The sequence below is a fragment of the Lujinxingia vulgaris genome (assembly GCF_007997015.1).
Lineage (GTDB): Bacteria > Myxococcota_A > Bradymonadia > Bradymonadales > Bradymonadaceae > Lujinxingia > Lujinxingia vulgaris.
On sequence record NZ_VOSM01000108.1, the window covers coordinates 1 to 523 of the forward strand.

The 523-nt window shown below is 61.2% G+C and carries 1 protein-coding gene; it reads left to right on the top strand.

The window, feature by feature from the left end; genetic code table 11:
* Positions 1-392: ABC transporter permease (locus FRC98_RS21125; protein WP_230467910.1), on the top strand; the 392-nt coding region annotated here is incomplete at its 5' end.
* Positions 393-523: the final 131 nt, after the last annotated feature.

The window sequence follows — 523 nt, forward strand, 5'->3', positions numbered from 1 at the left end:
TCTTTTCCATCTTCATCGATATACCCCTGTCCACACCCTGGCGCAGCGCCGGTTTCGCACTTGTCGGCTGTGTCCTCTTTTCCCTGATCGGCAGTCTGACCGGACTCTGGGCCGAAAAGTGGGACCAGTTCGCACTGGTGGAGAATTTCCTGGTTCTGCCCCTGGGCCTCCTCTCTGGTGCCTTCTTCACGTTGGACAGCCTGCCCGATACGGGCCAGCTGGCCATTCTCGGCAATCCTGTCTTCCACATCATCGACGGCTTTCGCGGCGGCTTTACCGGAACCACGGAGAGCAGTGGTTGGCTCGGTCCTCTGCTGAGCCTGATGCCGAGCATGCTCCTGTTCTATTTCACCTGGCGTCTCTTTGCGCGGGGCTACCGCATGACCGTCTGAACACAGGCGCGGCGGCGGCTGGAGCCAGCGTTGACAGGTCACGGGCAACCCGGCATCGTCACGCCTTTCCCGTTGTGCGGGCGAAAGCCGCGCAAGCTGACAGCCGCAGAAGATTCAGCCATGGCAGCAGA